The sequence below is a fragment of the Streptomyces misionensis genome, assembly GCF_007896895.1.
Taxonomy (GTDB): domain Bacteria; phylum Actinomycetota; class Actinomycetes; order Streptomycetales; family Streptomycetaceae; genus Streptomyces; species Streptomyces misionensis_A.
Genome location: NZ_VOGW01000183.1, coordinates 85,185 through 109,613, shown reverse-complemented (window position 1 = coordinate 109,613; position 24,429 = coordinate 85,185). Strand labels below are relative to the sequence as shown.

Here is a 24,429-nt window from a genome sequence, read left to right as displayed (position 1 = left end):
CCCTGACCGGCCCGACCGCACGGCCAGTTTCGCCGGTCCTTGCCGACCCGTCATGCCTTCCCCCTCGATCGGGTCCATCGCCTTGAACCCCGCTCGGGGACACGGCCAACAGAGTTATATGGTTGCGCAACAGCGCAAACGAACTGTAGTCGAGGCCAGGTAAGAGGAGGGTCGGCGTGGCGGCACGCAGAGGGGGGCGCCGCAAGGCGTGGCCGGTACTGATCGGGCTGGGCGTGGTGCTCGCACTCGTGAGCTATTTCGCCGTCCGGTTCATCCGCTCGACGACTCCCGACGAGTGCACGGCGCACGGCCTGGACGGTACGACGGTCACGCTCGATCTGGACCAGGCGTCCCACGCCGCGACCATCGCGGCCGTGGCCCACGAGCGCGGCCTGCCGGAGCGGGCCGTCACCGTCGCCCTGGCGACCGCGATCCAGGAGTCCAAACTCCGCAATCTCGGCTACGGGGACCGGGATTCCCTCGGCCTGTTCCAGCAGCGCCCGTCCCAGGGCTGGGGCAGCCCTGCGCAGATCCGTGACCCCGTCTACGCGTCTGGCCGGTTCTTCGACGCGCTGGCCAAGGTGCCGGACTACCTCGACCTGCCGGTCACCGTCGCCGCGCAGAAGGTCCAGCGCAGCGGCTATCCCGAGGCGTACGCCCAGCACGAGGACATGGCGGTGACGCTGGCCAACGTGCTGACGGGGCACGACGGACCGGCACTGAGCTGCAGGGTGAGCGCGGCGATGGCGGCCGGAGCCACGGCGGCCGGAACCGAGTCGGGCGCCTCGGGCGAGGAGAGCGCCCCCGCCGGGGGGAACGGCGCAGCGGGCTCGGTGCCGCAGGGCGACGCCGGTGTCGCGGCAGCCGTCCGGCGCGAGTTCGGCCGGGTGCCGGCCGCCCTGCCCGCGACCGGTGGCGGCAACGTCAGCTACCCGATCGCGGCCGATCAGGCGGCCACGGGCTGGTGCCTCGCCCTGTGGCTGGTCTGCCACGCCGCCGAACTGCACGCCACGTCCGTGACGTACGCCGGGCGGCGCTGGAGCAGCACGACGTCAGACCAGGGCTGGACGCACACCGACTCCGCGTCCGTAGCCTCGTCCTCGCCCTCGTCCGGGGAAGTGTCGACGGTGACGGTGACGCTGAGCTAAGCCTGCACGGGCCGCTGGACCTTTATCGACTGGAGCAGCCCCACCGCCACCCACACGGCGAACATGGACGAGCCGCCGTAGGAGACGAACGGCAGCGGGATACCCGCCACCGGCATGATGCCGAGCGCCATCCCGATGTTCTCGAAGGACTGGAACGAGAACCAGGCGACGATCCCCGCGGCGACGACCGTGCTGTACAGCTCGGTCGACTCCCGCGCGATCCGGCAGGCCCGCCACAGGATGACCCCGATCAGGCCGATGATCAGGATGCCGCCGGCGAAGCCCAACTCCTCCCCGGCGACCGTGAACACGAAGTCCGTCTGCTGCTCCGGCACGAACTGCCCGGTGGTCTGCGCCCCGTGGAATAGCCCCTGCCCCGTTAGGCCGCCAGACCCGATGGCGATCCGAGCCTGGTTGGTGTTGTAGCCGACGCCGGAGGGGTCCAGATTCGGGTCGGCGAAGGCCGCGAACCGGTTGATCTGGTACGCGTCCAGCAGATGGAGCTGCCACACCGCGACCGCGCCGACGACCCCGACGGTGAGCAGGCCGAAGATCCACCGGCTGGACGCGCCCGAGGCCAGCAGCACGCCCAGGATCGTCACCGTCATGACCATCGTCGAGCCGAGGTCCGGCATCATCATCACGACCATGATCGGTACGGCGGCCAGCCCCAGTGCCTGGATCACGGTGCGGCTGTCGGGGTATGCCCGGTCGCCCGCGTCGACCTGGGCCGACAGCAGCATAGCCATGCCCAGGACGATCGCGACCTTCACGAACTCCGAGGGCTGGAGCGAGAAGCCGCCGCCCAGCACGATCCAGTTGCGGTTGCCGTTGATGGTGGCACCGAGCGGGGTGAGCACCAGCAGCACGCCGAGGACGGACAGGCCGTAGAGGACCGGCACGGCGTTGCGCAGGGCGCGGTGGCCCAGCCAGATCGTGCCGATCATCAGGACGAACCCGATGCCGAGGTTCATCAGATGCCGGACGAGGAAGTAGTGCGGGTCGCCCTGGTTGATCGTGGTGCGGTTGCGGGTCGCGGAGTAGACCAGCAGCGAGCCGATCAACGACAACGTGAGGGCCGACAACAGTATCGGCCAGTCCAGCCGACGGGTCACGGAGTCGCGCGCGAAGAACCGCGTCCACCACGGGCGTTCGGGGCCGTAGCCGGACACGGAGAAACTCTTCACGCTGGTCATGTCGGCACCCCTCTGGCCAACTGGGCAGTACGGGGATCCGTGCTCCCTTGATCTTCGGATCAGATAGTAGCTGCACAGTTGCGCAAAGCGGCAACTCACAGGGCGTTTCCGGGCTCGGGTCTTGCCGCAGGATACGGATCCTTGCCGACGGTTGACCGGATACGGCCTCACGGCACCTCAGGCCCTCGCGACTCCGGTATGCCGCCGGTCCAGCACCGCAGCGCAGCACTGCCGTATGGCTTGCCGGTTCCCGGCGGATCCTGCCCGTCGGGGACGGAATGCTGGCGGGTGCGCACGCCTGATGACGTCATGCCCCGTGTGCTGGGCCTCAGGAGAGATGCCCTGTGCGCGGATGCGTCGACCCTCCGCTTTGTCGCGCGCTCGGTCAGGAGGAGCCCAGTGCTGTGATCGGAGATGGTGCCCTGCCGATGCGGGCGGCGGACATCCCTCGCCCGGTACGGCGTCCCTGTTTCCGCCGAAGGTCTCATTGCTCGGCGAGGACCACTGCGTCGTTGGCGGTCAGCACCAGCGGCGCTGCCTTGGACGGGTTGAGGAAGACGCCGTACCGGGGTGGCTCCTCGCCATGGCGGACCAGGGCGGTAGCCGATGACATGCTCGGCACTCGGGTCAGTCCCTAGAGTTGCCGAACAGGATGCGGTAGCCGATGAGCAGCACCAGGGAGCCGGCGATCGCCGCACCCCAGGTGTAGGGATCGAAGAAGTTCTTTTCCATGTGGCGGTGGAGGAAGTGGGCGGAGAGCCAGCCGCCGATGAAGGATCCCGCGACGCCGATGAGAGTGGTGCCGATCAGGCCGCCCGGGTCGCGGCCGGGCAGCAGGACCTTGGCGATCCCTCCGGCGAACAGGCCGAGGATGATCCAGCCGATGATGCCCACTTCGTTGTCCTCCAGTCGGGTTGGGTCGGGCGGGGTCCGCCGGACGCCGGTGCTTCGGATTGCTTGTTTGCGCAAGCCTATGGATGGTCGCGAGGACCGGCCAGCCCCTGTGGCGACTGGTAGATAAGCCGTTGAAGTGCTGTCACTGGTTCATGACATTGCGCAAGCCGGGGAGCTGCAAGGGTTTAGGGTCACGTTGATCTCGACGGAGGCGGGGAGCGGAAGCAGCTGCGGAGGACGTGCGTGAGTGCGTCCCTGACCAGGGGCGGCAACGTGTCGCTCAGCAAGCAGGCCCCCGGCCTGACTGCGGCGACGGTCGGGCTGGGCTGGCAGGCGAACACCGGCTACGACTTGGACGCCAGCGCGCTGCTGTGCGACCAGTCGGGCAAGGTGCTGTCCGACGCGCGCTTCGTCTTCCTCAACAACCTGACCAGCCCCGACGGTTCGGTCCGCCACTCCGGCAGCGGCAGCCCCGCCGGCGCAGACGGCCAGCAGATCCACGTCGACCTCACCCTTCGGGGTCTCCGCTCAGGTCGAGAAGATCGTCTTCCCGGTGTCCCTCTACGACGGCGCCCCCCGCAGCCAGACCTTCGGGCAGGTGCACCGGGCGCACATCCGCGTCCTCGACTACGACCTCGCGGCCGGCGGCCTGTCGAGCGAGACCGCGCTGGTCTTCGGCGAGCTGTACCGGCACGGCGCGGAGTGAAAGTTCCGCGCGGTCGGCCAGGGCTACGCCTCGGGGCTCGCCGGAATCGCCACCGACTACGGGGTGGACGTTCTGAGCGAGACGGCGCCGGTCAGGCCGGCCCCGGTCACCCCGCCGCCGACGAGCAGCGCTACATACGCACCGCCGACCCCGACGGCACCGACGCCGACCGTCGTCTCCGCGTCAGCCCCCGCGCTCGCAGGGTCACCGCAACCGACAGGGAGTTCTTCCGTGACGTGTTTCTTCGACCCTAACCACGGCCCGGGCATGATGACCGTGACCTGGTCCCCGCAGTGGGGCGTGCCCCGGCCGGTGCAGGTGTGCGGCGGCTGTGCCCAGCGGGTGCAGACCACGGCGCCGCCGTTCTACACGCCCCCGCAGCAAGAAACGCAACACCGTCGAGCGGACGATCAACCGTCGGAAGCAGTCCCGAGCAGTCGCCACCCGAAACGACAAACGCGGGTACGTCTTCCTCCGCACCGCCACACCAGTGGCCCTGGTCATCTGGCTGCGCACTTGATCGCCCGGACAAGTCCTAGCCGGACGTGGTGGTCAACAACTACTACGAGGACTGATTCCTGCGTCCTGGGTGCGGGAACGCCGGGCATTCGGCCGCCTACACTGGGTGGGCACATGGGTGTCGGCTGTGTAGAAGGCGGGACGGGAGAGAGCTGTGACGGGGAACGTCGGTGGTGTGGAGGATCCGTCCGCCGAGGTTCTCGCCCAGGCGGCTGCCGCGTTCGGACTGCTCGCCTCCGAAGCCCGGCTCCATCTGATGTGGGCGCTGTCGCAGGGCGAGAGCGACGTCACGCACCTCGCCGACCGGGTCGGCGGAGCACTTCCCGCCGTCAGCCAGCATCTGGCCAAGCTGAAGCTGGCCGGGCTCGTGAACTCCCGCCGCGAGGGCCGGCGGCAGGTGTACTACGTCGATGACCCGGACGTCGTCACCGTGGTGCGGGTGATGGTCGGGCAGCTGACGGCACGGTCGCAGCATGCCCTCGCGCTGGTGCGCGAGCTGCGCGGGACCGGTGGCTGAGACCACCGCGGCACCGGGGCAGGACGCGGAGCTGCCTGGCCCGTCGGCCGTATGCGCACCCCGGGAAGGGGCTCCGCAGATCCTGTCCGCGCCGACCGTGCTGGAGACGTTGCGCCGGCTGGACAGCGGGCCGCGTGGTCTGACCGAGGCGCAGGCCGAGGAGCGGCTGGCGCGGCTTGGGGAGAACACCGGCCCGGGCTGGCGCGCGGCCTCCTGGCCACGGCTGTTCCTGAGAAGCCTGCGGGACCCGTTCACCGCGGTGCTGGCCTGCCTCGGGCTGGTTTCGGCGGCGGTCTCCGCCTGGAGTACCGCCTCGGTGATCCTGCTGCTCGTCGTGGTGAGCTGCGTCCTGCGGGCCTCCGGGGAACACCGGGCCGACCGGTCCACGGCGGCACTGCGTGAGCTGGTCGCTACGACCGCCACCGTGCTCCGGCGGGCCGACGAGGAGGCGGCCCCGGCGACCCGTGAGGTACCGGTGGCCGAGCTGGTGCCCGGAGACGTGATCCGGCTGGGGCCGGGCGACCTGGTGCCGGCGGACGTACGCCTGCTGCGGGCGAGCGGCCTCACCGTGCACCAGGCCGCGCTGACCGGGGAGTCCGCACCCGTCGCCAAATCCGCAGACGACCTGCCTCGCGCGGCCGGCGGCGGGCTGTTCTCCCAGCCGCAGCTCTGCTTCCAGGGCAGCAGCGTGGCCTCCGGAAGTGCCACCGCGGTGATTTCCGCGACCGGCGCGCGCACCCGGTTCGCCGCGGCGCACGAGCGCAGGGCCGGTCGGTCGGAGGCGAGTGCCTTCGACCGTTCCGTCCACGGCATCTCCTGGATCCTCATCCGGTTCATGCTGCTCACCCCGCCGCTGGTGCTGATGGCGAACGCGGCGCTGCGCGATCGCGGCCTGGAGACGCTGCCGTTCGCCGTGGCGGTCGCGGTCGGGCTGACCCCGGAGATGCTGCCGGTCCTCGTCACTCTCTGCCTGGCCCGTGGTGCCTCGCTGCTGGCCCGCACGCACGGCGTGATCGTCAAGCGCCTGCCGGCCCTGCACGACGTCGGCGCCGTCGACGTGCTGTGCCTGGACAAGACCGGTACCCTCACCCAGGATCGGCCCGTCACCGACCGCTCCCTGGGCCCGGACGGTCGGGAGGACTCCGAGGTCCTGCACTGGGCCGCCGTCAACGCCTGGTGGACCCTCCAACTTGCCGACCTGCCAGAACCCGACGCCTTCGACGAGGCGATCCTGGACGCCGTCGACGAGGACGCGCTCACGGCCTATGACGGGGTCGCGACCGTGCCCTTCGCCCCGGACCGACGTCTCTCCGTGGCGGTCGTGCGCACCCCCGGCCGGCTCGGCATGCACACGCTGGTCGTCAAGGGAGACGTCGAGGCCGTTCTGGACCGCTGTTTCCTCGCGGACGACGAGCGGGAACGGCTGCGCGCCCTCGCCGCCCGGCAGGCCGACGGCGGGGTACGCGTCCTGGCGGTCGCCACCGCGGAGCGATCCTCTCGCCGGCGCGACTACACGCTGACCGATGCACGCGGCCTGACCTTCCGGGGCCTGATCACCCTGCGGGACGCGCTCGCGCCCACCGCCGCCGATGCCCTGAAGGTCCTCACCAACCGGAGCGTCACCGTCAAGGTCCTCACCGGCGACCATCCGGGAACGGCCGTCCGCGCCTGCATCGATCTGGGGATCCCGGTCGCCGCGGATGCCGTCCTCACCGCCGACGGCATCGACCTCCTGTCGGACGCCGAGCTCGCCGCGGTCGCCTCCCGTACGACCGTCTTCGCGCGCTGCACCCCGGAGCACAAGGCCCGGATCACCGAGGCCCTGCGCACCGTCGGACACACCGTGGGCTTCCTCGGCGACGGCGTCAACGACCTGCCCGCGCTGCGCGCCGCCGACGTCGGCATCGCCCCCCGCAATGCCGCCGACGTGGCCCGGGAAGGCGCCGACGTGGTGCTGGCCGAGAAGGACCTCACCGCGATCGCGCACGCCGTCGCCGCGGGCCGGCACGCGGGCGGCAACATCGTCACCTACCTGCGCATCACGCTGTCGTCCAACCTGGGCAACGTCCTCGCGATGCTCTGCGCCGGTCTGCTGCTGCCCTTCCTGTCGATGCTCCCGGCCCAGGTCCTGCTGCAGAACCTGTGCTTCGACGCCGCCCAGCTCACCTTCGCACACGACCGACCCGCCCCCACCGCCCTACGCCGGCCGACCGTACTGGACCCAAGGGACCTGCTGGGCTTCATCACCGGCTTCGGTGTCCTCAACGCCGTCGCCGACCTGGCCACCTTCGGTGTCCTCGCCCTCGCGATGCACGGGACGGGGACACTGAACGACGAGGCGGTGTTCCACTCCGGGTGGTTCACGGAGAACCTGATCACCCAGGCCATGGTGATGATGTTGCTGCGCGTGGGCCGCCGTACGGCTGAATTCCGCAGACCGGGCCCGGTCGCCTGGGCGGCACTGGCCCTTGCCGTCATCGGCCTGGCGCTTCCCCCTTCACCGCTGGGCCCGATGCTCGGCCTGACCGCCATGTCCGCCGTGTTCTACCTGCTGCTCACCGCTGTTCTGATCCTCTACGCCGCAGGTCTCCTGGCGGCCAGGGCACACTTCGAGCGCCGTGGAGGCAGCGGCTCTGCTCCGGTGAGCCGACCCGAGCGCTCGCCGATGCCCGGCGCCGGCTCACGCCCGTCTTAATCCCCCTGCTGTACAAGGCTGTCGACCGAAGGCGGGGCACGAGGAAGGCGCGACATGACAGAGTCCCGGACCCCGAAGCGCCAACGGTTACTGCTCGTGCTGGCCTTCGCCCTGGTCGTGTACGTCATCGTGCGCGCGGCCGACACCCCGCAGGGCGATCCACCGCCCCACGGGAAGACGTCTGTCTCCCCATCGAGCCCGTCGGCCGGCTCCCCTACACCCTCCCCGTCGTCCGCGACCTCGTCGTACGACCCCGCCGACTACGCCATCCAGGTCCGTACCCGGGCCCGACAGGCCGATGTCAGCGCCCAGCTGGTGATGGCGATCCTCTACAACGAGGCGTACAAGCCACACGACCCGTCCTTCGAACGGGCCTGGCAGAAGTACAAACCGGATGCGGCTTTCGGTATCGCCAACATGCACCGCGCCGCCTTCGACGAGGTCAAGCGGAGCCGGGACTTCGCAGGCCGCCGTTGGGATCAACTGCCGGACGACCGTGACCTCGCCATCGAATCCGAGGCCTGGTACCTGCACGACCTGTCGGCCCAGCTCCCGGCTCACTGGACCGCCCCCTATACGAAGAGCGACCTGCTCGCCCTCGGGTACAACGCCGGGCCGGGCAACATGCTCGCCTTCGCCCGCGGTGCGACCCCGGCCGCCCAGGCCCGCTCGTACCTGGACCGGCTGCATACGAACTGGGCCAAGGCGGGCAAGGCTGTAGAAGCGTCCTGATGCTCCTGGATTGCAGAGTTGCGTAATAATCGAAGTTCAGCGGGGGTCCGCCCCCGGTATCGGGGGGAAGGATGGGCGTGCATGCCGCGCGGGGAGTACCGGCGAGTGCGTGAGGCGAACCTGCGGCTGGGCGCTGCTGTGGCCGAGGTCGAGGGACTCTATTCGGCGTTATTGAGGGCGAGTTCTTCCGAACGGCGGCGGAGGCTGCAGGCGGAACTGGCGCGTTCCGCGGGCCGTCTCGCCGATCTGGCGACTTCGCCACCGCAGGCACGGTCCTCGTCCGTTGGTGTGCGGCGGTCACGGTGGGGACGCAGGCGAGCACTGGCCGAGCGCGGTGCCGCGTGGATCACAGCGCGGTTCGGACAGGACACGCACTGAGATCACCTTCAGCCAAGTCCACCGGTCGCCGGAAAGTACGCATGGGCTGCTGTCCCTTCCAGTAACCCGCTCACGTACGCTGCCGCCACACCCACCGAGCGATCACCCCTGCGTCGGCACAGGCGGACGCATCGCGGCTCGTAGGCGATTCCATGAGATGCCTCACCTGGAATGTGTGGCCGGGGCCGTGCTCCTCGGGCTACAAGTTTGCTAGATTGCGCAACTACGCAACTGAGGCGAGTACCTGCTTCGCCTACCCGTGCACCGCCGCTGACGCCGGGCCGTACATCGACGGCCGGCCTCGCAGGCCCGACCGTTCGTGGGAGTGGTAGATGAGCGACCCGTGGGACGGCCCGGCCGGCCAGGCTACGCGCAGCCGCACCGGCCAGGTGCCCGGACAGCGTAGGGCCGAGATCGACGGGGCGCGTCAGCCGGGCGGTCGGGCTGCGGCACGGGCGGCGTCCCGTGCGCGTGGAGGCCGCAGTCGGTTGCGGCGCCGGACCCGTCCGGCAGGCCGCGGCAGAAGGGTGCTGAAGGCCCTCGGGATCTGCCTGTCGGTGATCATCATGGTCACGGCCGGCGCGGGCTGGTGGTTCTACCAGCACTTGAACGGCAACATCCACAGCTTCGCACTCGACGGCAAGGGCGGCACCGAGAAAGCCGACGCCTTCGGCCGCACCCCGATCAACATCCTGGTCATGGGCTCGGACGGCCGCACCAGCGCAGCCGACTGCAAGCTCGGAGGCGGCTGTTCGAAGACCGGCGTGCAGAGCGGCAACGGGAACGCGGACGTGGAGATGGTGGTGCACATAGCAGCGGACCGCTCCAACGCGACGGTGATGAGCATCCCGCGCGACACCATGATCCAGGTTCCGGCCTGCAGGGACAGTGAGTCCGGTCAGTCCACGTCCGGCTACTACGGCATGATCAACAGTGCGCTGCAGTACGGCCCCGCCTGCCAGGTGGCCACGGTCCACCAGCTCACCGGCATCCCGATCGACCACTTCGTCAAGCTCGACTTCTCCGGCGTGGTGAAGATGTCCGACGCCGTCGGCGGTGTCTCCGTCTGTGTCAGCGACGACGTCTACGACACCTACTCCCACCTGAAGCTGTCCAAGGGCACCCACACCCTCAAGGGCGAGGCGGCGCTGGAGTTCGTCCGCTCCCGGCACGGTTTCGGCGACGGCAGCGACCTCGGCCGTACGGTCTCGCAGCACATCTTCCTCAGCGCGATGATCCGCAAGTTCAAGAGCGCGGGCACCCTCACCGACCCCACCGCGGTCTACGACCTGGCCGACGCCGCCACCAAGGCGCTGACCGTGGACGACGGTCTGGGCAGCGTGAAGAAGCTGATCTCGCTCGCGGACGACGTGAACAAGGTGCCGACGAAGCGGATGACCTTCACGACGATGCAGACGGCCCAGGACCCCAACAACAAGGACCGGCTGGTCGTGGGCCCGGGCGCGAAGACTTTGTTCTCGACCATCGCCAATGACCAGTCACTGACCACCGGTTCCGGCAAGGAGGCCGCGGCGGCCTCGGCGACCGCGAAGGCCACCGCCCCGGCCGTACCCGCGTCGCAGATCGCCGTCACCGTGGAGAACGGCACCACGGTCACCGGCCGCGCCTCCGACATCGCCGGTGCGCTGACCGACCAGGGCTTCAGCTCGGCCACAACCACCGCCAACGCACCGAGCCCCGCCACGACCACCACGCTCACCTACGGCACCGGTCAGAAGGCCGAAGCCCAGATGGTCGCCAAGGCACTCGGGCTGTCCGGTTCGCATCTGGAGCAGGGGAGCAGCACGGGCCTGACCCTGGTGATCGGCGCCGACTGGCCCAGCGGCACCACCTTCCCGGGCGGCAGATCCTCGCCCGCGCCGGCTGACACGAAGGCCGCGGTCGGGGGCGCCCGTGCCTCGACCGCCGACCAGGCCAAGACCTGCGCCAAGGTCAGCACGTACAGGACGGTCGAAATCAACGGCGTCTCCATGACCCCGTCGCAGGCGTATGCGGCGGCGCGCGGCAAGCCCGACTCCGACAGCTGAGATCAGCGTGCGCCCTGTCCGTGGGCTGATGTTGCGGTGCTGGGGGTTTGGATAATTCGCTACTTGCGCAATCACTGAAGAGAGGACGGTCGGCGCAGCTCTCAGGATTCCGGCCAGGACGCCGCCCGCCGCCTGTGACTTCCTGGGAGCCCTGATGCTGCTGCGCCGTCTCTTCCGACGCACAAGCCGTCGGCGGAACCAACCGCAGCACGTCGTCGTGCGGCTTTCCGGAGAGAGCACCTCGAAGAACACCGGGCGCATCGAGGAGGACCTGCGCCATGCCCTTCGTTCGAAGCCCGGGCTCCTGGAAGTCGATCTGCTCCGGGTGACCTACCTCGGCGGCGACGGGGGCAGGTTTTCCTGACCGCGCCGCGAGCGGCACAGCCACTCGGTACCACAGTGATCGCCACCCACGTGAGCCCCCGTAGCACGCTCACTCGCCTCGGCCTCGATCCTCTGCTCACCATCTACGAGGGAGCGGCACCCGGGGCATCGTGAAGGTTCACGTCCCTTGCGGCTCCCTCCACAGTGGCCGACTCCCGGGGTAGTGAGCGAGCGCTCCGATGTCGGGTGGAGTCGGGGTGTTCGTCGTCGCCGACGGCGTCACCAGACTCGTACCTCTCACCGGCAAGGCCCTGCCCTTCCTGACCCAGGGTGGCTCGCCCATGGTCGCCAACTGGCTCCTCGTCGCCTGGTCAAGATCGGCGACACCGCGCGCCGCCCCACCCTCACCCCTGCCACCGACATGAGCGGGCCGTGCGGCGGGTGCACCACCGCGCGCCTGAACGCTTTACCATCTGCGCAACTCTTAAAGTCTCCCCATGGAGAGGCGAACACCGCGTGCCCAGGGCAGCAGCGCCAGAACCCGTACGGTCCCGCGAATCGAAGGCGGCTCTGACGCGGTGGAACGGAGGTACTCAGGTCGCGACACGAGAGCCGCACGGTCGCGGCAAAGTCCCGTCGCCCCATACGCGTTCCGCATGCGGCGCGCCTGGGACCGGCCGTTGACCGCCTACTACCTGGTGGCAGGCAGTGCGGTACTGATCGCCGGCCTCGGTCTGGTGATGGTCTACTCGGCCTCCCAGATCCAGGCAATGCGCTACGGGCTTCCGCCGTCGTACTACCTGCGCCGGCAGGTTGAGGCGGCTGTGATCGGCCTCGCCGTCCTCCTGCTGGCCTCCCGCACGCCGGTGCTGTGGCACCGGTGGACGGCCTACCCGCTCCTGGCCGGAGCCCTGATACTGCTCGGACTGGTACAGGTACCTGGGCTGGGACGGACCGTCAACGGCAGCACCAACTGGCTCGCGCTCGGCGGACCGTTCGTGCTCCAGCCCAGCGAGTTCGGAAAGGCCGCGTTCGTCGTCTGGGGTGCGGACCTGCTGGCCCGCAAGGAGTGCCACCGCCTGCTCAATCAATGGAAGCACCTTCTCGTCCCCCTGGTACCCGGGGCGTTGATTCTGCTCGGCATGGTGCTCATGGGAGGAGACATGGGAACCGCGGTGATCCTCAGCGCGGTGCTGTTCGCCCTCTTGTGGCTGGCCGGCGCGCCGTCGCGACTGTTCCTGAACGTCTTGGTGGGAGCAGGTCTGCTCGCCGCCGTGCTCATCACCAACAGCCAGCACCGCATGTCCCGCTTCGCCTGCCTCGGTGCCACCGACCCAGGACCCGACGACCGCTGCTGGCAGGTGGTGCACGGCCTGTACGCCCTCTCCACCGGCGGCCTGTTGGGCAACGGCATCGGAGCGAGCATCGAGAAATGGGGGCAACTGCCCGAGCCACACACCGACTTCATCTTCGCCGTCACCGGCGAGGAACTCGGCCTGCTGGGCACCCTGTCCGTACTCGGCCTGCTCGCGGCACTGTGCGCGAGCGGACTGCGGATCGCCGCCCGCGCGCAGGAACCCTTCGCGCGGTTCGTCGCCGGAGGAATCGTGATCTGGCTCTCGGTCCAGGCTTCGATCAATCTCGGTGGCGTCCTGGGACTGGTGCCGGTCGCGGGTGTGCCCCTGCCGCTGTTCTCCTACGGCGGCAGTGCCCTCGTGGCAGCCCTCTACGCGATGGGGCTGTTGCTTGCCGTCGCCAGGAGTGAGCCCCCGGTCCGGGCCGCACTCACCGCCCGGACACGCAAGAGAAACGCGACGTTCGTTGGTTTCCGGTCACAGCGCCGCCGACCACGCAACAAGTGAACACCGCGCGCAATCTCCCACCATGCGCAACGGATCCCCTTCGGCTCCGGGACCGCTGTTGGCGTGAGGAAACGTCCTGACGAGGGGCGACCGGCTGTGCGAAACCGACGACGCGGTACCCGGCGCCCCAGACACTGCCGGCTACGCAGCTCCCGGCCCGCCCCAGTCCACCACCCGCGGGGCGGGCCCTCTTCGAAACCGAGACCTGCGCACACGAATCGCACACGCACCGAAGGGGCCACGCCCGTGATCACCACAGGACGCGGCCCCTTCCCATGAACGATGCAGCCGGTCAGCCGGCGGTACCGGCACCGGCGGTCTTGCGGCGGCGCACGATGAACACGGCGCCCGCGCCGACGGCCACCGCGGCGCCACCCGCGAGGGCGATAGCCGGGAGCATGGAGCTGGAACCGGTCTGGGCGAGGTGGCCCTGCGGTTCGATCTTGTTGTTGCCCGTGGGCTGGTGCTTGGGCAGCGGCTTCTTGCCGCCCTGCGGTTTGGCGTCGCCGGGGGTGCCGGGGGCCGTGCCGGCCTTGAGTATGCCGAACTCGTAGTAGCTGTCGTCGCCGGAGAAGACGCAGTTGCCCTTGTCGTCGGCGTACATGCCGATACTGATGGCGTAACCGAGGCCGGCCGGGGCGGTCTTGTCCACGGCCAGGCGCAAGTCGATGGTGAAGGACTCGTGGGCCTTGACGTCGGTGTAGCCGAGGTACCCGGCGCCCTCGTCGTTCTCGTCCAGGGAGATGTTTACCCACTTGCCCGAGGACGGGTCCTTGTACTGCAGGGTGAGGTGGCTGGTGTCGACGAAGTAGTCCTTCTCGTCCACCTGGGCGGCGAAGACACCGAGGTCCACGCGCTGGTAGGCGCGGTCACCGGTGTTGTTCACGTTCAGCTCGAAACCGTGGAAGCCGCTCCCTGCGACGATCTTCGAGGGCAGGCCGGACAGACTGGTGTGGAGGTTCTTGTCGGTCTTGACCTCGTCGCCGTTGCATTCCACGGGGCCCGTCGACGCGGACGCGGACACCGACGGGGGAGCCGAGACGGCCGCGGAAGCCGAGGCGGAGGCGCTGGGCGAGGAGGGCTGAGAGGCGGCCGGGGTGCTCTCGTCCGAGACGGGTATGGACTCCTGCGCGGCCGGGGTCGTGCCATCGGCGGCCGGAGTCGTCTCATCGGCCGTAGGCGTGGACCCATCCGAGGCCGGGGTCGTCTCACTGGTGGTGGGTGCCGGGCTGTCGCCGTCCGACGCGTACGCGATCGGGGCCGCGAGCAGGACGGCCGGGGCGATGGCGGCCGTCGCGGCGGCGAGGGTCAGGGAACGGCGAAGCTTCATGCGAACCTCGGGGTAGGAGTGATCGGGGCGTTCGCAGACATGACCCACAGACCACATAAAGAGTTGCCCAAGCTCTCACGGAATTCTTACGTGACGTGAGTCACGGCGCCGACGGAAGGGAATACGGATCCGGACCCCGGACAGTCGAACACAGGAGGGGGTTGCACCTGGGAGGACCGGATCGTCAGCCATGGCCCGGCAAAGGCTGCGTGAACGATGCGGTGATGCGTCGGCCGGCAGAGCTGGAGGCCGTTCTCCTCGATCCCGATCAGCAGGCGGCGGGCCGGCTGCGTTTCCAGCTCCGCCCCGGCTGCTGCACAGGCCGGGTTGACCCGGGCGGTCCGCCCTCGTTTGGCCGACAGCGCGTGCAGCGCCCCGCTCGTTGAGCCGGTGTGGACGACGAGCGGAGGGTTCTGGACCGGTGGCCGTACGGGGCGGGGCGGCTGCGCCGCGCGCTGAGGCTCCGCATCGAGACGGCCCTCGCCGGGCGCCTGGGGGTGCTGCTGCCCAAGCCGTCAGAGTGGCCCGACCCGGTGAGCGCCAGCGGGACCAGGCCGTGCGACGGCAAATGCCGGGTTCTAGGCTGCGGCCCATGAGCGAGATAAAGACGCCGACGCGCCTTCGAACTGCTGCTGGCCGGTAACCAGCGCTTCGTGGCCATCAGGTGGCGTTCACAGGTCCGGGCGGTCGAGCCGGTCGACATCTCTTCCTGTCGGCGCCGCGTATCTCGTCGTCGAGGCCGCCGAAGTCGGATGATCCGGATCATCTGAATCAGAGGCATGAGGGCGTCGCGACAGTCGCTTGGGGGTCAGCGTCATCAAGGTCTCGTCAAATAGATGCCCGATGTCGTTACGGTGCCGCTAATGAGGCTCGCCGAGTGCGTGACGCAGAACTGTACTAAATAGGTCGGTACTTACCGCCATGCATCCTTTTCCCTGCACCCGCATTGTTTCGCCGTAGCCCAGCGTTCCCATCCCGTCGTCGCTACGGGGGTGACCCGCATGTCAGATCTTGGATTCATCGTTCTCGCCATCGCCGCGTTCGCCCTGATCGGTCTGATTGCCAAGGGGGTGAGCCGGCTGTGAGCGTCGACAACGTGGTCGGCTTGGCCGTCGCCGTCTGCCTGGTGATCTACCTGGTCCTGTGTCTGATCTTCCCCGAGAAGTTCTAGCCGCGTCCCGTATGGTCCGTAGCTGGAGAGGGTCTCCATGAACGCCACTCTCGCGGGCTGGCTGCAGATCATCGCCCTGGTCGGTGCGCTGGGCCTGACCTTCCGACCGCTCGGCGACTACATGGCCCATGTCCTCACCTCCCCCCGTCACTGGCGGGCGGAGCGCCTGGTCTACCGGGCCGGCGGCGTGCACGCGGACGCCGAGCAGACGTGGCCCGGCTATCTGCGCAGCGTGCTGGCGTTCTCCATGGTTTCGGTGCTGTTCCTGTACGGCTTCCTGCGGCTGCAGAACCATCTGCTGCTCTCCCTGGGCACAGAGCCGGTCGCCCCCGACCTGTCCTTCAACACGGCCGCTTCCTTCGTCACCAACACCAATTGGCAGGCTTACTCCGGAGAGTCGGCCCTGGGCCATCTGGTGCAGATGGCGGGCCTGGCGGTGCAGAACTTCGTGTCGGCGGCTGTCGGGATCGCCGTGGTCGCGGCTCTGATCCGCGGATTCACCCGCAAGAAGACCGACCGGGTCGGCAACTTCTGGCAGGACCTCACCAGGATCGTGCTGCGGGTATTGCTGCCGATCTCGTTGGTGATGGCGGTCGTGCTGGTCGCCGCGGGCTCGATCGAGAACTTCCACGGCTTCGAGTCGATCACCACCATCGCCGGGCGGCACCAGTCCGTCCCCGGTGGTCCGGTCGCCTCCCAGGAGGTCATCAAGGAACTGGGTACCAACGGCGGCGGGTTCTACAACGCGAACTCCGCGCACCCCTTCGAGAACCCCAACGCGTTCACCAACTGGCTGGAGATCTACCTGCTGCTGGTGATCGGCTTCGCTCTGCCACGGACCTTCGGGAAGATGGTCGGTGACAACCGCCAGGGCTACGCCATCGTCGCCGTGATGGCGCTGATCTGGGCCGCCTCGGTGGCCATCGTCACGGCCAACGAGCTGCACAGCGTGAGCAGTACGGCCGGGCACGCGGCGGGCGGAATGCTGGAGGGCAAGGAGCAGCGGTTCGGGATCTGGGCCTCGGCTCTGTTCGCCGTGTCCACGACCCTGACCTCGTGCGGTGCGATCAACTCCGCCCATGACTCGCTCACCCCGGGCGGCGGCGGCCTGACGATCTTCAACATGATGCTCGGAGAGATCGCGCCGGGCGGTACCGGGTCCGGCCTCTACGGGATCCTGATCCTGGCCGTCGTGGCAGTGTTCATCGCCGGCCTCATGGTCGGCCGCACCCCCGAGTACCTGGGCAAGAAGCTGCGCGGCCGGGAGATGAAGTACGCCTCGCTGTACATCCTCACCACCCCGGCGATCGTGCTGGCCGGCACCGGTGTCGCGATGGCCCTGCCGGGCGAGCGGGCGGCGATGCTCAACCACGGTCCGCACGGCTTCTCCGAAGTGCTCTACGCCTTCACCTCGGCCGCCAACAACAACGGTTCCGCGTTCGCCGGGCTGAGCGCCAACACGGTCTGGTACAACACCGCGCTCGGGCTTGCGATGATCCTGGGCAGGTTCCTGCCGATGGTGTTCGTGCTTGCGCTGGCCGGATCGCTTGCCCAGCAGCAGCCGGTGCCCGTCACGGCGGGCACGCTGCCCACGCACCGGCCGCAGTTCGTCGGCCTGCTGTCCGCCGTGATCCTCATCGTCGTCGGCCTCACCTACCTGCCCGCGCTCGCGCTGGGACCGCTCGCGGAAGGGTTGCACTGATGCCCACCACCTTGGAAGCCAAGACGTCGAAGCGCCCGCCGGGTGCTGCACCACACCGGATCTCCGCGGGAATGCTGGATCCCAGGCTGGTCATCGGCTCCGCCCCCGGCGCGCTGCGCAAGCTCGACCCGCGCCTCATGGTCAAGAACCCCGTGATGTTCGTGGTCGAGGTCGGCGCCGTGCTGACCACCTTGTCGGCCATCAGGGACCCGAGCGTCTTCGCCTGGGTGATCACTGTCTGGCTCTGGCTGACCGTGGTCTTCGCCAACCTCTCGGAGGCGGTGGCGGAAGGACGCGGGAAGGCGCAGGCGGAGACACTGCGCCGGGCGAAGAAGGACACCATGGCCCGCCGCGTCGTCCGTGCCCGGGAAGCCGGCGCACCGGAGGTCACCGAGGAGGTGCCGGGGACCGAACTGCGGCCGGGCGATCTGGTCGTGGTCGAAGCCGGTGAGATCATTCCCGCTGACGGCGATGTGGTCGAGGGCATCGCGAGCGTGGACGAGTCCGCGATCACGGGTGAGTCTGCACCGGTGATCCGCGAATCGGGCGGCGACCGCTCGGCGGTGACGGGCGGGACGAAGGTGCTTTCCGACCGCATCGTGGTGCGGATCACCTCGAAACCCGGGGAGACCTTCATCGACCGGATGATCGCACTGGTGGAGGGTGCGGCCCGGCAGAAGACCCCTAACGAGATCGCACTCAACATCGTCCTGGCCTCGCTGACCATCATCTTCCTGATCGCTGTGGTGACCCTGCAACCCTTCGCGATCTTCGCCGGCGCCGAACAGTCCATCGTCATCCTCGTGGCGCTGGTCGTCGCCCTGATCCCGACCACGATCGGCGCGCTGCTCTCCGCGATCGGCATCGCGGGAATGGACCGGCTGGTGCAGCGCAACGTGCTGGCCATGTCCGGCCGCGCCGTGGAGGCCGCGGGCGATGTCAACACCCTGCTGCTGGACAAGACCGGCACCATCACCCTGGGCAACCGGCAGGCCGCCGAGTTCCTGCCGGTCAGCGGTGTGGACCTGGGGACGCTGGCGGACGCCGCCCAGCTGTCCTCGATCGCCGACGAGACACCCGAAGGGCGCTCGATCGTGGTCCTCGCCAAGGAACGCCACGCGCTGCGCGCACGGACCGAAGGCGAGTTGGCGCACGCCGAGTTCGTCCCGTTCACCGCGCAGACCCGGATGTCTGGGGTGGACCTCGATGGCGAGCTGGACAATCGCTCCCTGCGCAAGGGCGCGGCCACCGCGGTCATGCGCTGGGTCCGCGAACATGGCGGCCACCCCACCGACGAGGTCGGCCCGCTGGTCGACGGCATCTCTGCCACCGGCGGCACGCCGCTGGTCGTCGGCGAGGTGGTACGGCGGGCAGGGGCCGAGAGCGCCCGGATCCTCGGCGTCATCCACCTCAAGGACGTCGTCAAGCACGGCATGCGCGAACGCTTCGAAGAGCTGCGCCGCATGGGCATCCGCACGGTGATGATCACCGGTGACAACCCGCTCACTGCCAGGGCGATCGCGGAGGAAGCCGACGTCGACGACTTCCTCGCCGAGGCCACCCCCGAGGACAAGATGGCCCTCATCAAGCGGGAACAGGCCGGCGGCAAGCTCGTCGCCATGACCGGTGACGGCACCAACGACGCGCCCGCGCTCGCCCAGGCGGACGTCGGGGTGGCGATGAACACCGGTACGTCGGCCGCCAAGGAGGCCGGCAACATGGTCGACCTCGACTCCAACCCGACCAAGCTGATCGAGATCGTGGAAATCGGCAAGCAGTTGCTGATCACCCGGGGCTCGTTGACGACCTTCTCCATCGCCAACGACATCGCGAAGTATTTCGCGATCATTCCCGCGATGTTCGCGAGCGTCTACCCGGGGCTGCGGCATCTCAACGTCATGGGTCTGCACAGCCCGACCTCGGCCATCTCCTCCGCGATCATCTTCAACGCACTGATCATCATCGCGCTGATCCCGCTGGCCCTGCGCGGGGTGCGCTACCGGCCGTCCTCGGCGGCCGCGCTGCTCAGCCGCAACATCTGGATCTACGGCCTCGGCGGCCTGGTGCTGCCGTTCCTCGGCATCAAGGCCATCGACCTGATCATCCAGTTCGTCCCCGGACTGCACTGACCGACAAGGAGGGCGATCCTCATGCTCGGCTCTCTCGCCCACGTGGTCCGCCACCACCTGGCGGCGCTGCGCATGCTGCTGGTCTTCACCGTGATCACCGGCATCGCCTATCCGCTGGTCGTCACCGGCATTGCCCAGGGACTCTTTCCGCACCAGGCAAACGGATCCATGATCAAGGACAGCGGACGCCCGGTCGCCTCCGCCCTCATCGGGCAGAACTTCGACCACCCGCCGCGCACAGACCAGACCACACCGGCGCCCGACCCCAGGTGGTTCCAGCCCCGCCCGTCGGCGGCGGGAAGCACCGGCTACGACCCGACCAGATCCGGCGCATCCAACCTCGGCCCCAACAACGCCACACTGTCCAAGACGATCGCCCAGCGCCGCACTGCGGTGGCCGCGTTCGACGGCGTTCGGCCGGGCAGCGTGCCCGCCGACGCGGTCACCGCCTCCGGCTCAGGTCTCGACCCGGACATCTCACCCGCGTACGCCTACGAGCAGGTGAACCGGGTGGCGAGGACCCGGGGACTGGACCCGGCCGCGGTCCGCAGGCTCGTCGCCGCGCACGTCAGTGGCCGCCAGCTGGGCTTCCTGGGGCAGGAAAGCGTCAACGTCGTCCAGCTCAACCACGATCTGGCCGCGTTGAAGTGACGATGAATCCCGGTGTGAGAGGCCGTCCGGCGCAAGGAGAGAGACAGAAGGGACAGAGATGACGCGACACGTGCTGGTCATCGACCACGAGCCGCACCTGTTGCGTGCCCTGGATGTCGGTCTCACCGCGCAGAGCTACGCAGTCGCCACCGCGCCCGACGTGGGCGACGCCCTGCGCCTGGCCGCCGGCAAGCCGCCGGACGCGGTCATCGTCGACCTCGACGATCTCGACCCCCCGGATGCGGACGGCACCGACCTCATCACCGGCCTGCGGTCCTGGTCGTCCACGCCGGTCATCGCGCTGTCGGAGCATGCCGCACCCGCCGACGTCGTCGAGGTGCTGGACGCGGGCGCCGACGACTACGTGACCAAGCCGTTCGCCATGGAGGAACTGCTGGCCCGGTTGCGTGCCGTGCTGCGTCGTACGGACCGCGGTGGCGGACCGGCGACGGTCAGCGTCGGTGACTACGCCGTCGACCTGACCGCCCGTACCGTGGTGGGCGCTGCGGGCCGCGGCGAGCCCGTCCACCTCTCACCCACGGAATGGCGGCTTCTCACCCCCCTGCTGCGCAATCCGGGACGGCTGGTCACCGGCCATCAGCTGCTGCGCGACATCTGGGGGCCGGGCCACGACGAGCACTCCAACTACCTGCGCATCTACATCTCGGGCCTGCGCCACAAACTCGAACCCGACCCGACGCACCCGCGCTACCTGATCACCGAGCCGGGCATGGGCTACCGCTTCGAACCCGGCGACGCCCATGCGGCTCCACCAGCCCGATGACCACATCGGTCCCGTGTCCCCGGCGGCGTTGGCCCTCGGCAAGCATGGCGTAGGACTTCCCCACACCCGGGGCGGCCCCAGATACACACGCAGACGCCCGCGAGCCACCGCCGACCACCTTCCCGATCCGGTCGTGCACGAGCCCGGACCGGCCCGTATCCGGCCGCTGATCCGATTCCCATACTGCGGCCGCCACGGCCCAAGCGCCACGACGGTCTGCCAGGCGCGGAAGCGAAGGGGACAGAAAGGTTCCATGCCGAAGCATCGGCCCTTTACGGAGGATCTGCGAGCAGGGGGCCGGTCCCGAGGTGGTGACAAGACGTTGTTGCTGGTCCAGGGGCTGGATCCGGTACCGAGATCCGTAACAAGGGGCCGGGGGCTATCGCTCCCGTGGGCTGGGCCCCGCTGTGTCCAGGGCGGCAGCGGCCTGGTCGGCGAGGGTGACGGCGACCAGGCGGGCTTGGAGATCGGGTCGGGTACCTGGAGCGGGCGCGAGCATGAACCTGCCTTGGAAGCGGCCGCCTGCGCTGGCCCGCAGTTCGATCTCTTGGCGGGGCCAGCCGCGCTGGTCAATGTCCCACCGCTTGCGGCCGACGGTGATGCCGCCGTCTTGTTCAAGACGGGCGGGGTGGCCGAGGAGAGAGCCGTACTCGAACCGGCACCCCCGCAGTTGCAGCAGCTCGGTGAGTTGCTGCTTGACGTGGTCGACCACCGCGTCGGCGGACCTGGCGGTCTGGGCGAGCCGTGCGGTGTCGTGGACGCGGGCCAGGTAGTCGGCATCCGTGACGACGAGCACCTCCAGCCGCCGGGCGCGGGCGGCCAGTTGCGACACGGCCAGGCCCACGGCCAGCAGCAGGACCGCCGTGGTGATGTCCGCGCCGCGGTTGATGGTGAAGCTCTGGTAGGGGCGGGTGAGGAAGAAGTCGAACCATGCGGCCGAGGACAGGGCTGCCAGGCCGCCGGCGAGGCGGTTGCCGGCGGCGGCGATCGCGACGATGGCCACGACCATGATCAGGGCCAGGTTCGTGCTTGACACCCCGCCCCGGAACGGCACCAGGATGAGCGCCAAAAGCAGCGGACCGGCCACGGCTGCTGCCAGCGCGATGCGGTCACGAAGCGGAAACCCGGTCACCGGCGTACCTCCCGTCCCTTGCTTACCACGCTGTGTCCGTTATGTCCCTGCGGCGTGCGTGCGGCGACCTACAGCACCGCACAGGCTGAGGTATCCCTCGCGGTGGCCCTGCACCGCCGTCGGCAAGAGGCGCTCACCGGCGGCGCCACACGAGTGCGCTTAACGCTCTTCTGGCGCCCTGAGCAGGGTCAGCGGGAAACCGGCGGCCTAGAGTCGTGGGGGACCGACTGACTGGCAGAACTTGAGGGGCCTGGTGTCTGCACGCGCTGAGAACGCCGACGGCTCGGGCGGCCATCTGCCAGGTTCCGGCACCCAGCGCGGGGAGCGGGACCGGCTGACGGTGCCACAGGGGCTGGCGGCACTGTCGCTGGATGCTCTGGCGTCCGTGGCCTACGGCCCGGAGGCGATCGTGGTCGTGCTGGCAGCGGCCGGCAGCCGAGGTCTCGGCTTCACCTTGCCGGTCACACTGGCGATCGTTGTACTTCTGGCCGCGCTGACGTTCTCCTACCGCCAGGTGATCGCCGCCTTCCCCAACGGCGGCGGCGCGTATGCGGTGGCCGGGCGCCACCTGGGACGGCGCCTCAGCCTGATCGCCGCAGCCTCGCTGATCATCGACTACGTGCTGAACGTCGCGGTATCGGTCTCCGCCGGCATCGCGGCGCTCACCTCGGCCTTCCCCACCCTGTACGGCGACCGTGTACTGCTGTGCCTCGTGGTCCTGTTTATGATCACTGCGGTCAACTTGTACGGGGTGGCCGAGTCGGCAAAGGTGATGATCGTCCCGACCGTGGTGTTCATCGCGGCGATCGCAGCGGTGATCCTGGGCGGCCTGCTGCGATCACACCCGGTTGTCCAGCCCGTGCACCCCACCGCCTCCGCTGTCCAGACGGTCGGGGTGTTGCTGCTCCTGCGCGCCTTCGCCTCCGGGTGCTCGGCCCTGACGGGGGTGGAGGCGATCGCCAATGCCGTTCCCACCTTCCGCAGCCCCCGGGTCAGCCGGGCCCAGCGCACCGAGCTCGCCCTTGGCGGGCTCCTGGGTGCGATGCTGATCGGCCTGTCGGTGCTGATCGGCAGGTTCCACGTCGCGCCGAGCGGGACCAAAACCGTCCTGGCCCAGCTGGCCGAGGCATCCCTTGGCCACAACATCGGCTTCTTCATCGTCCAGTTCGCCACCATGGTGCTGCTCGCGCTGGCAGCCAACACCTCCTTCGGAGGCATGCCCGTGCTCGCCTCGCTGCTGGCCCGGGACAACCACCTGCCCCACGTCTTCGGGCTGCGCGCCGACCGGCAGGTCTACCGCTACGGTGTCGTCGCCCTCGCGGCAATCGCCGCGGTGCTGCTCGTCGCCGCCGGAGGCGACACGCAAAAGCTCGTGCCGGTCTTCGCCATCGGCGTCTTCATCGGCTTCACGCTCTCCCAGGCCGGCATGGTCCGGCACTGGCATGAGGAAGGCGGCACCGGCTGGCTCGGACGCGCGGCCCTCAACGGCCTGGGCGCGCTCCTGACCGCCGCGGCCCTGGTCATCGAGATGGTGTCCAAGTTCCACGAAGGCGGCTGGCTGGTCCTCGTCACCGTCGCGGTACTGGTCATGCTGTTCGAAGCGGTGCACCACACCTACCAGCGCATCGGCACAGCCCTGCACCTGGGCGAGGTCCCCGACCGCCCGGAACATCGCCGCTCCCTCGTCGTCGTCCCGGTGGGAGCGGTCAACAAACTCACCCAGGAGGCGATCAGCGCCGCCCTCTCACTGGGTGACCAGGTGCGCGCCGTCACGGTCGTCCACCCCGAGGACCCAGAGGCGCCCTCCGCCGACGAGGTCCGCCAGGCATGGAACGCCTGGCAACCCGACGTGCCGCTCACCGTCCTGCACAGCCGCACCCGGTCACTGACGCGGCCGATCGTCGACTACCTGTGCGCCCTCGCCGCGGAGGACGGCCACGACCACCTGGTGGTCCTGATCCCCGAGATGCACCTGCCCAAGCCATGGCAGCGCCTGTTGCAGAACCAGCGCGGCGCGGTCCTGGACCGCGCCATCCGCCGCCACACCGAGGCGGTCATCTGCCGCTTGCGCTTCCGGATCACACTGCCCCGCTGATCACGTCCCCCCCCCCAAGGCATTTCAGGCCGCGATAGGTAGCTGACCTGGTCTTTTTGTGACTGGCTCAGACCTACATCCGCGGGCAGCCCGCCGCCCTGGGGCAGTTGTGCCGATCCACCGTCCTTGCCGTTCAGGAGCCGTTCGAGCAGCCGCGCGGCGTGCAGCCCCGATGCCTCGGCGGCCGCGTTGACGGAGGCCACGAGGCTCGTCTTGCCGCCGGAGTCGCTACCGGTCCAGGGTGCGGACCCACTTCTGCACGCTCTTCGCCCGTCGTCACGGCGCCGCCGCCTCGCCCGTCATATCGGACTTGAAGGGGACCATGCCCGCGTGGACGAAGAGCAGTGTCGGGTCGGGGTGGGCAGCGGGGGCTGGGGACGACGGTGTGACCGCGTTCAGCGAAAACGGCGGCGGAT

The 24,429-nt window shown here is 69.2% G+C and carries 19 protein-coding genes and 2 pseudogenes; 15 read left to right on the top strand and 6 right to left on the bottom strand.

What is annotated here, in order from left to right; genetic code table 11:
* Positions 1-176: 176 nt before the first annotated feature.
* Positions 177-1,148, top strand: coding sequence for a heavy metal transporter (locus FRZ03_RS31425; protein WP_146468475.1), 972 nt, complete (start codon positions 177-179; stop codon positions 1,146-1,148).
* Here the strand turns inward: FRZ03_RS31425 and rodA are convergent.
* The 3 genes from rodA to FRZ03_RS31415 form a co-directional block, all read right to left on the bottom strand.
* Positions 1,145-2,344 carry a rod shape-determining protein RodA gene (gene rodA / locus FRZ03_RS31420; protein WP_146468474.1) on the bottom strand — a complete coding sequence of 400 codons (1,200 nt, stop codon included), beginning with the start codon at positions 2,342-2,344 and terminating at the stop codon, positions 1,145-1,147. The genes FRZ03_RS31425 and rodA overlap by 4 nt on opposite strands.
* A gap of 484 nt (positions 2,345-2,828) precedes the next feature.
* Positions 2,829-2,957: a hypothetical protein gene (locus FRZ03_RS40685; protein ID WP_261399417.1), complete on the bottom strand. Its 129-nt coding sequence runs from the start codon at positions 2,955-2,957 to the stop codon at positions 2,829-2,831.
* A 14-nt stretch (positions 2,958-2,971) separates the two neighbouring features.
* On the bottom strand, positions 2,972-3,238 hold the full coding sequence (locus tag FRZ03_RS31415) for a GlsB/YeaQ/YmgE family stress response membrane protein (protein ID WP_146468473.1): 267 nt from the start codon (positions 3,236-3,238) through the stop codon (positions 2,972-2,974).
* Between the two features lie 243 nt (positions 3,239-3,481).
* Between FRZ03_RS31415 and FRZ03_RS40680 the strand changes: the two are divergent.
* From FRZ03_RS40680 to ftsW, 8 genes and pseudogenes are all read left to right on the top strand, one after another.
* Positions 3,482-4,016 (top strand): annotated as a pseudogene (locus FRZ03_RS40680) (TerD family protein); the annotation flags it as partial.
* 601 nt (positions 4,017-4,617) lie between these two features.
* Complete coding sequence (locus tag FRZ03_RS31390; RefSeq protein ID WP_146468471.1) at positions 4,618-4,980, top strand: ArsR/SmtB family transcription factor; 363 nt, start codon at positions 4,618-4,620, stop codon at positions 4,978-4,980.
* Entirely contained in the window at positions 4,973-7,675 is a 2,703-nt protein-coding gene (gene mgtA, locus FRZ03_RS31385; protein WP_146468470.1) for a magnesium-translocating P-type ATPase, read from the top strand. Before FRZ03_RS31390 ends, mgtA begins: the two co-directional genes overlap by 8 nt.
* Before the next feature lie 54 nt (positions 7,676-7,729).
* Positions 7,730-8,407 (top strand): lytic transglycosylase domain-containing protein, encoded by a 678-nt coding sequence (locus FRZ03_RS31380; protein ID WP_146468469.1) that lies wholly within the window; start codon positions 7,730-7,732, stop codon positions 8,405-8,407.
* Positions 8,408-9,117: 710 nt separating this feature from the next.
* Entirely contained in the window at positions 9,118-10,833 is a 1,716-nt protein-coding gene (locus FRZ03_RS31375; protein WP_398661496.1) for an LCP family protein, read from the top strand.
* Between the two features lie 154 nt (positions 10,834-10,987).
* Positions 10,988-11,197 carry an STAS domain-containing protein gene (locus FRZ03_RS31370; protein WP_146468467.1) on the top strand — a complete coding sequence of 70 codons (210 nt, stop codon included), beginning with the start codon at positions 10,988-10,990 and terminating at the stop codon, positions 11,195-11,197.
* A 199-nt stretch (positions 11,198-11,396) separates the two neighbouring features.
* Positions 11,397-11,582: a hypothetical protein gene (locus FRZ03_RS31365; RefSeq protein ID WP_261399423.1), complete on the top strand. Its 186-nt coding sequence runs from the start codon at positions 11,397-11,399 to the stop codon at positions 11,580-11,582.
* A 231-nt stretch (positions 11,583-11,813) separates the two neighbouring features.
* Positions 11,814-13,019, top strand: a complete 1,206-nt coding sequence (ftsW, locus tag FRZ03_RS31360; protein ID WP_146468466.1) for a putative lipid II flippase FtsW — start codon at positions 11,814-11,816, stop codon at positions 13,017-13,019.
* 292 nt (positions 13,020-13,311) lie between these two features.
* On the opposite strand, the gene FRZ03_RS31355 is transcribed toward ftsW, so the two are convergent.
* Positions 13,312-14,349 carry an LAETG motif-containing sortase-dependent surface protein gene (locus FRZ03_RS31355; protein ID WP_146468465.1) on the bottom strand — a complete coding sequence of 346 codons (1,038 nt, stop codon included), beginning with the start codon at positions 14,347-14,349 and terminating at the stop codon, positions 13,312-13,314.
* Between the two features lie 1,081 nt (positions 14,350-15,430).
* Here FRZ03_RS31355 and kdpF point away from each other — a divergent pair.
* The 5 genes from kdpF (at position 15,431) to FRZ03_RS31330 (ending at position 20,786) form a co-directional block, all read left to right on the top strand.
* Positions 15,431-15,520 (top strand): K(+)-transporting ATPase subunit F, encoded by a 90-nt coding sequence (gene kdpF / locus FRZ03_RS31350; RefSeq protein WP_146468464.1) that lies wholly within the window; start codon positions 15,431-15,433, stop codon positions 15,518-15,520.
* A 37-nt stretch (positions 15,521-15,557) separates the two neighbouring features.
* Positions 15,558-17,222, top strand: a complete 1,665-nt coding sequence (kdpA, locus tag FRZ03_RS31345; protein ID WP_146468463.1) for a potassium-transporting ATPase subunit KdpA — start codon at positions 15,558-15,560, stop codon at positions 17,220-17,222.
* A 71-nt stretch (positions 17,223-17,293) separates the two neighbouring features.
* Positions 17,294-19,351, top strand: a complete 2,058-nt coding sequence (gene kdpB, locus FRZ03_RS31340; RefSeq protein ID WP_398661491.1) for a potassium-transporting ATPase subunit KdpB — start codon at positions 17,294-17,296, stop codon at positions 19,349-19,351.
* A 21-nt stretch (positions 19,352-19,372) separates the two neighbouring features.
* Complete coding sequence (gene kdpC / locus FRZ03_RS31335) at positions 19,373-20,002, top strand: potassium-transporting ATPase subunit KdpC (protein WP_146468461.1); 630 nt, start codon at positions 19,373-19,375, stop codon at positions 20,000-20,002.
* A gap of 58 nt (positions 20,003-20,060) precedes the next feature.
* Complete coding sequence (locus FRZ03_RS31330) at positions 20,061-20,786, top strand: response regulator (RefSeq protein WP_146468460.1); 726 nt, start codon at positions 20,061-20,063, stop codon at positions 20,784-20,786.
* Here FRZ03_RS31330 and FRZ03_RS41340 read toward each other — a convergent pair.
* Both FRZ03_RS41340 and FRZ03_RS31320 read right to left on the bottom strand, forming a co-directional pair.
* A pseudogene (locus tag FRZ03_RS41340) lies at positions 20,755-20,894 on the bottom strand (sensor histidine kinase KdpD); the annotation flags it as partial. The gene FRZ03_RS31330 and the pseudogene FRZ03_RS41340 overlap by 32 nt on opposite strands.
* A gap of 271 nt (positions 20,895-21,165) precedes the next feature.
* Entirely contained in the window at positions 21,166-21,918 is a 753-nt protein-coding gene (locus FRZ03_RS31320) for a DUF4118 domain-containing protein (protein ID WP_146468459.1), read from the bottom strand.
* A 253-nt stretch (positions 21,919-22,171) separates the two neighbouring features.
* On the opposite strand from FRZ03_RS31320, the gene FRZ03_RS31315 reads away from it, so the two are divergent.
* A complete protein-coding gene (locus FRZ03_RS31315; protein WP_398661487.1) occupies positions 22,172-24,013 on the top strand; it encodes an APC family permease in 1,842 nt (613 codons plus the stop codon).
* Positions 24,014-24,429: the final 416 nt, after the last annotated feature.